Source organism: Pseudoalteromonas sp. SR41-1, assembly GCF_014164015.1.
Taxonomy (GTDB): Bacteria; Pseudomonadota; Gammaproteobacteria; order Enterobacterales; family Alteromonadaceae; genus Pseudoalteromonas; species Pseudoalteromonas distincta.
Map to the genome: position 1 here is coordinate 1 of NZ_JACJEK010000039.1, position 5,746 is coordinate 5,746.

The 5,746-nt window shown below is 39.4% G+C and carries 6 protein-coding genes and 1 pseudogene; all 7 read left to right on the forward strand.

Features of this window, described 5'->3' with window-relative positions:
- Positions 1-1,521: pseudogene (locus H5118_RS20220) on the forward strand (hypothetical protein); the annotation flags it as partial.
- The gene (locus H5118_RS20225; RefSeq protein WP_182749959.1) at positions 1,521-2,063 is read left to right on the forward strand and encodes a hypothetical protein; all 543 of its coding nucleotides are present in this window, start codon (positions 1,521-1,523) and stop codon (positions 2,061-2,063) included. The pseudogene H5118_RS20220 and the gene H5118_RS20225, both read left to right, overlap by 1 nt.
- Before the next feature lie 15 nt (positions 2,064-2,078).
- Complete coding sequence (locus H5118_RS20230; protein ID WP_182749961.1) at positions 2,079-2,420, forward strand: immunity protein YezG family protein; 342 nt, start codon at positions 2,079-2,081, stop codon at positions 2,418-2,420.
- Between the two features lie 199 nt (positions 2,421-2,619).
- Positions 2,620-3,387: a hypothetical protein gene (locus H5118_RS20235; RefSeq protein ID WP_182749963.1), complete on the forward strand. Its 768-nt coding sequence runs from the start codon at positions 2,620-2,622 to the stop codon at positions 3,385-3,387.
- Between the two features lie 8 nt (positions 3,388-3,395).
- Positions 3,396-4,142, forward strand: a complete 747-nt coding sequence (locus H5118_RS20240; RefSeq protein WP_182749965.1) for a PoNe immunity protein domain-containing protein — start codon at positions 3,396-3,398, stop codon at positions 4,140-4,142.
- Positions 4,143-4,147: 5 nt separating this feature from the next.
- Positions 4,148-4,954 (forward strand): PoNe immunity protein domain-containing protein, encoded by an 807-nt coding sequence (locus tag H5118_RS20245; protein ID WP_182749967.1) that lies wholly within the window; start codon positions 4,148-4,150, stop codon positions 4,952-4,954.
- A gap of 9 nt (positions 4,955-4,963) precedes the next feature.
- Entirely contained in the window at positions 4,964-5,305 is a 342-nt protein-coding gene (locus H5118_RS20250; protein WP_182749969.1) for an immunity protein YezG family protein, read from the forward strand.
- Positions 5,306-5,746 lie beyond the last annotated feature (441 nt).

The following is a 5,746-nucleotide window of genomic DNA, read 5'->3' on the forward strand; positions in this document are numbered from 1 at the left end:
AGCACAGGCCAGCTAGATGAAGACGGTATAGCGCAATTAACCGATGTACCAAATGGGCAATTTACTGTTCAATATGGGGAAGATACGCGCGAGTATGAACCTCAAGATAACACCACACCAAACCCGCTTTATGGAAAAATAACACCGCAACAAGCGGTAAAAATGATTGAAACTAATAACACAGCTTTACTTAATGAGGCTAATAACTTAGCCGCAACATCAGGCAATTGGCTTTGGGGAGCGCTGCAAGGCGATTTTAATAGAAACCCAAGTACATCCCAAATAGTAGTGGGTAGTGTAATATCTATGATCCCCGTTATTGATCAGTTAATGGATTGTCGTGATATCTGCGCAAATATTATGGTCTTAAGTGATGATGACGAAAGCAATGATAGCGACGGATGGCTAGCACTTTCTTTAACAGCTATTGGCTTAGTTCCTATCCTTGGTAGTGCGTTAAAAGGCACTCTAAAAGTCATTATAAAAAATATGGGGGCAACACTTGATGCAGCCTTTGCCGTATTGCGAAAACTGGGTAAAGGCGACCCACACGCGTTTCTTAAAAATCTGGATTGGTCAAAACTCACTCAAGACTCAACAAAAGCGGTTAAAAATCAAATTAGCACAATTAAAGAAGCACTTGAGTCTATCTTAGACTCTTGGTTAATTCGCAAAATGTTAGACAATCATGCTATTAAGTCTATTGAAAGTACCTTAACTAAATTAAAACAGTTTGAAACTAAAGTAGACTCAGGAATACAGCAAGGCATTAATCGTATTAAAGGCTACGTTGACGAAGCACTATTAAATAATGCCAAAGGTCGCGTTGTAAGAGGTAATACCGGCCAGCCTGTTAAAGCAAAAACTGCTGAATTAGATGCCAGTGACATAGAGCTACCTTATAAAATTAAAGATGGTGTAAAAGCGATTGGTAGCTCACCTATTATTTTTAAACGTCACCACCCCCATGGGCAACAAAATGGTGACTGGCCTGATAGTTACACACTTATGCCAAATGGAAGGCCTCTTGGGGCAAATGAGGGGATAATGCCTGATGACTTTAAAGGATTAAAGAAACTAGATGAAAATAGCTTGGGCAAAATAGATGAAGGATGGCCGGATTTAAGATATGGTGACAATTTTGAAAACTTCACCGATTTAAAAGCGGACACACTTCCCAAAGGAACAAAGATTTATCGTATTATTGACGAAGGCACATCTGAAGCAACTCGTCAAAGCTCTGGCGCCTACTGGGCCTTTGAGTTACCTATGTCAAAAGCGCAATGGCGAGAAAATTATGCAGTTAAAGATTCATGGAATGACAATGGTCACTATATTGAACACATACTAGAGCAAGATGAAAAAGTATGGGTCGGCGGTGTGGCTGGGCAGAAATATGAAGAGTTTGAAGGCAATAACTTTTATTTAAAAGGAGCTGAAACACAGATATTTATCAAGCCTGGTTTAATCACTGGTGACAAAATACAACCAAAACTAACAAATTGGCCGGATGCAATATAATGAATGAAAATGCAAAAAAAACACTCCTCGAGAGGAAGTTTACTTCAATAGACTACATCAAACTTTACGTGGATAGTTATCAGGAAATTGTTGAAACGCTTGAAGCCGGAATGAATGAGTTTGAACTCCAGTTGCAAAAAAATCCGACTTTAAACATGGACAACTTTAAGTCATGGCAACTCCGAGGCGCTCCCAATATAAAACGCGGCGCTCAGAATGCGCTTGAACACTTTGAAAAAGCTAAAAAAGGCCACCTTACAGGAATTGCAAGCTCTGCTGGTAATTTAAGAGGCCTATCACGCGATGTTGATAACATAGGTGGTTTTGGTGAGTGGTGGCATGAAATAGATAATAAATACTGGGATACTTTTTATTCAACATATATGAAAACGAAAAAAATAGGCTCGAATATCGATTATACCATTTCAGGTTATTGGGATAATGATGAAATTCTTGATGAAGAAATTACAGGGCCTATGGATAAAAACGAGCTGCTGAATTATTTAAAGCTAGGCGAATCGGTTGATGATTTATCTAAATAACTGAAAGGAAAGCCCATGCAACCCGACATTAAAAACATCCCGCAACACCTAGGTCAGTACCTTTATCAACAAATTAAAGAGCCATGGCATGAAGCACAGCTTATTTTAGATTGCGATAATAATGTGATTGAGTGCAAAGCTCACTTTATTAAAGCAGATGACAAAACACAGCATGCAATTGCTGTATCTGAAAATATAACTGAGTTGTTTAAAACGTTATTTGACCATGCGATTAAAAACGAAGTTGAGGATTGGCAGCGAGCTATTTTTACTATCACTCGACAAGGCCAGTTTAACTTAAACTTTGAGCGCGATAATAATGATGATGAAGCAATAGCCGCGGTTCCAACACGTTAAGTATTAATTTAACCCGCTCTTTAACAACATGGATGTTGTGAAGTTAGGCGCTAAAAATTAGCGCCTAACCTTTCACATAATGACTGTTTTTTATGGTTAACGCCCTCATTTACTTCTCATTCTTTTCTCTTTGTGCAAAAAATATTTTAAATGAATTATTCACAAAGAGGGCTAGAGGCGCTGCGCTTAAAGAGTAAAAGTGCTATTAAATAGTCAGTTTACTATTCATGAAATATCAACAAGTTGGCGATACGACCTACTGCTGCCACAGCTTGCCATAGACGGCATGCAAGCCACCATTAAACAACTTGATGAAGTTACCCCCAAAATAGACCAAGGGGTTAAAGGCGCAGCCAGTGAAATTGGCAATCGCGTAAACAAAGCCCTTGATGAATTCGAGCCGCCGAAAAGCACCGGTATTGTGGGTAAGCCTAAAAAGACTATTGCGAATGAATTAGATGCGCCAATTAGTAATGAGCTTAAAGGGGCTAAAGCAGCGAATCGCTTAAACCTGAAAACACCTGATGATTTTAAAGATATGTTTAAATCACTTAATCATAGAAAAGCAGCCGCAGGTGAATATAATGCCCATGCGTTAATGACCTCAAAAAACTATAAACCCATCGGTAATACAAATGGTCAGTATAAAATGGGCGAAACGGGCATTGATGGTATTTACTCTCATATAGGCCCGCCACCAAAAACAGCCATTACTGAAGCCAAGTACAACAAAGCCAGGCAAGGAATGACTGGTGACGGCAAGCAAATGAGCGATGATTGGGTTACTGATAAACGCTTACAAAAAGCAGGACTAAGCAGGAAAGAACGAGCAAAAATTTTGAAAGCAATACGTACAAATGACGGCTCAGTTGAAAAGATACTAATTCGCAATAAACCTGACGGTAATTTATTAGTTAAAGAGCTAAATAAGCAAGGTAATATCATTGGGACACCCCAAGGATTTTAGGAGTAGAAATGTTAAGAGATAAATTAAAAAGCAAAGCTTACTTTGATGAACAAGTAGAATTTAGTTTAGAAACTATCGAAGATTACTTAAATGATGTTAAACATAACAATGAGTTTTCTGCAGAAGTTAAAATGAAATTATCTTTTGGGTTGGTTGATTATGTAGTTCGTTTGCTTCACGAACGCTACTCCCGCGGAGACAATTTAACTGAGCTTAAACCTCATTTACTTGAAGCACTTGAATACCGTCAATGGCAAAAAAACTATGCCGATTCCTTGCCTGCAAATGAACAAAAAGATCGCATTGGATGGGAGGAAATTCGCACTGACTATCTTGAAAACTGGCTCGACTGGCTCGCTTTTGCTTATTGTTTAGATATGGGTGATAGGTATTACGCGCAGGCTCTAAAATTAATCGCTAATCAAGGTCTTGATGTATTGTTCGACTCTATTGCATTGAAAATGGGAGACGTTAAACGGCCTATTTCAGATAAGCTATTATTCAAAAAGCGATTTACAAAGTTGTATGATGTAATCATCGCAGAGCCCGATCAGCAATCTTCTTTAATGAAAGCATACCTCGATGCATGGTATGAACTGATAGATTCACCCGACTATCATTTGATGGATACGGATGCTTACATTGGGTATTGGAGCTGGGAAGCAGCTTTAGTCGTTAAACTTTATAATATTGACGACAGTAGCTTTATTGACCACCCGTATTACCCTAAAGATTTAGTTCACTTTAAAGGATGACATGGATGTTACGTGATAACCGTCAGGATGAAGGCTACTTTCAAACACTTACGAGTGACCTTGATGAAGCTCTAACTGAAACACAAGCCGCACTCGACGACGCTGTATTTACCTCCCCTACTCAGCGCGTTGATGTGGCTCAGAGATTGTTTCAACTAGCGATTATGCGAGCTGTAGCGCATTATTCTTATGGTGCCTCGATTGATGAACTACGCCCTTTTGTACTCGCTATTTTACCTTATCGTGAACAGCTCACCTTGGTAGCTAATAACATTCCACAACCCCATCAGTTTTACCGTGTTGATTTTGAGCAACTTGGCGGCGCTGGCGAGGCATGTGGCTCTGCGAATATAAATCGCTATATTTATACGCTTTGGTGGCTGTCGTTGCTAGTTGCCTGCGATGCGCCCACTGAGCATATTAGTAAAACGCTTGATGTCATTGGTGAACAAGGTAAAGATGCATTATTTGATGCTATTGCCGTAAAGCTCGGTGATTCACAGCGCCCTATGGCAAAGACCCTCTATTACCCTGATGTTTACCAGTGTTTGTTTGACGCCTTTAGTCTTGATAAAAATACGCAAGCACAGAAGCTAAACCAGTTTATATCGCAGTGGTATGCCCAACTTGATGATGCCGACTGGCACGGCAACCATGAATGTGATTGTGAATTTGAATATACTGATTATTACATTGGCTACTGGTGTTTAGAGCATGCATTAGTGGCAAACTTACTTGGTATAACTAAAACACAGCTTACGCCACACCCAATGCTAGCCAATGATTTAATACGTAATAAACCTGAGCGTTAAGGATAGCCCATGCAACCAGACATTAAAAACATCCCGCAACACCTAGGTCAGTACCTTTATCAGCAAATAGATGAGCCGTGGTTTGAAGCTCAGCTTATTTTAGATTGCGATAATAATGTGATTGAGTGCAAAGCCCACTTTATAAAAGCAGATGACGGAACACAGCATGCAATCATAGTATCTGAAAATATAACTGAGTTATTTAAAACATTATTTGACCATGCTATTAAAAACGAAGTTGAGGATTGGCAGCGCGCTATTTTTACCATTACTCGTCAAGGCCAGTTTAATTTAAACTTTGAGCGCGATAATAATGATGATGACGTTATCAATGCACAACAAACTTATTAAAAAATATTGATTTAACTGCTCTTTAACAACATGGATGTTGTGAAGCTAGGCGCTAAAAATTAGCGCCCTAGCTTTTCAATAAATGACTAATTTATATGATTAACGCCCTCATTTGCTTCTCATTCTTTTCTCTTTGTGCAAACAATATTTAAGTGAATTATTCACAACGCGGGCGGTGAGATAAAACTCGACAGCCAAGGCAATGTTGATATTACCGCCACTAACGTACTCACACTCGATGGCACATTTATAACCTTTGATGGACTGGTAGATTACGACATAACTAGCCCACAAACAGCGCGGGCACCGAGCAACACAAGCCCTGCCAATATTAGCCGCATTAGTGATATAACCATTAATGACGCAGGTATTGCTGCAACAACGTCAAGCGTAGTGGATTTGCTTTATGTTTATCAAGATGGCACCCCTGTAAAAAACGCA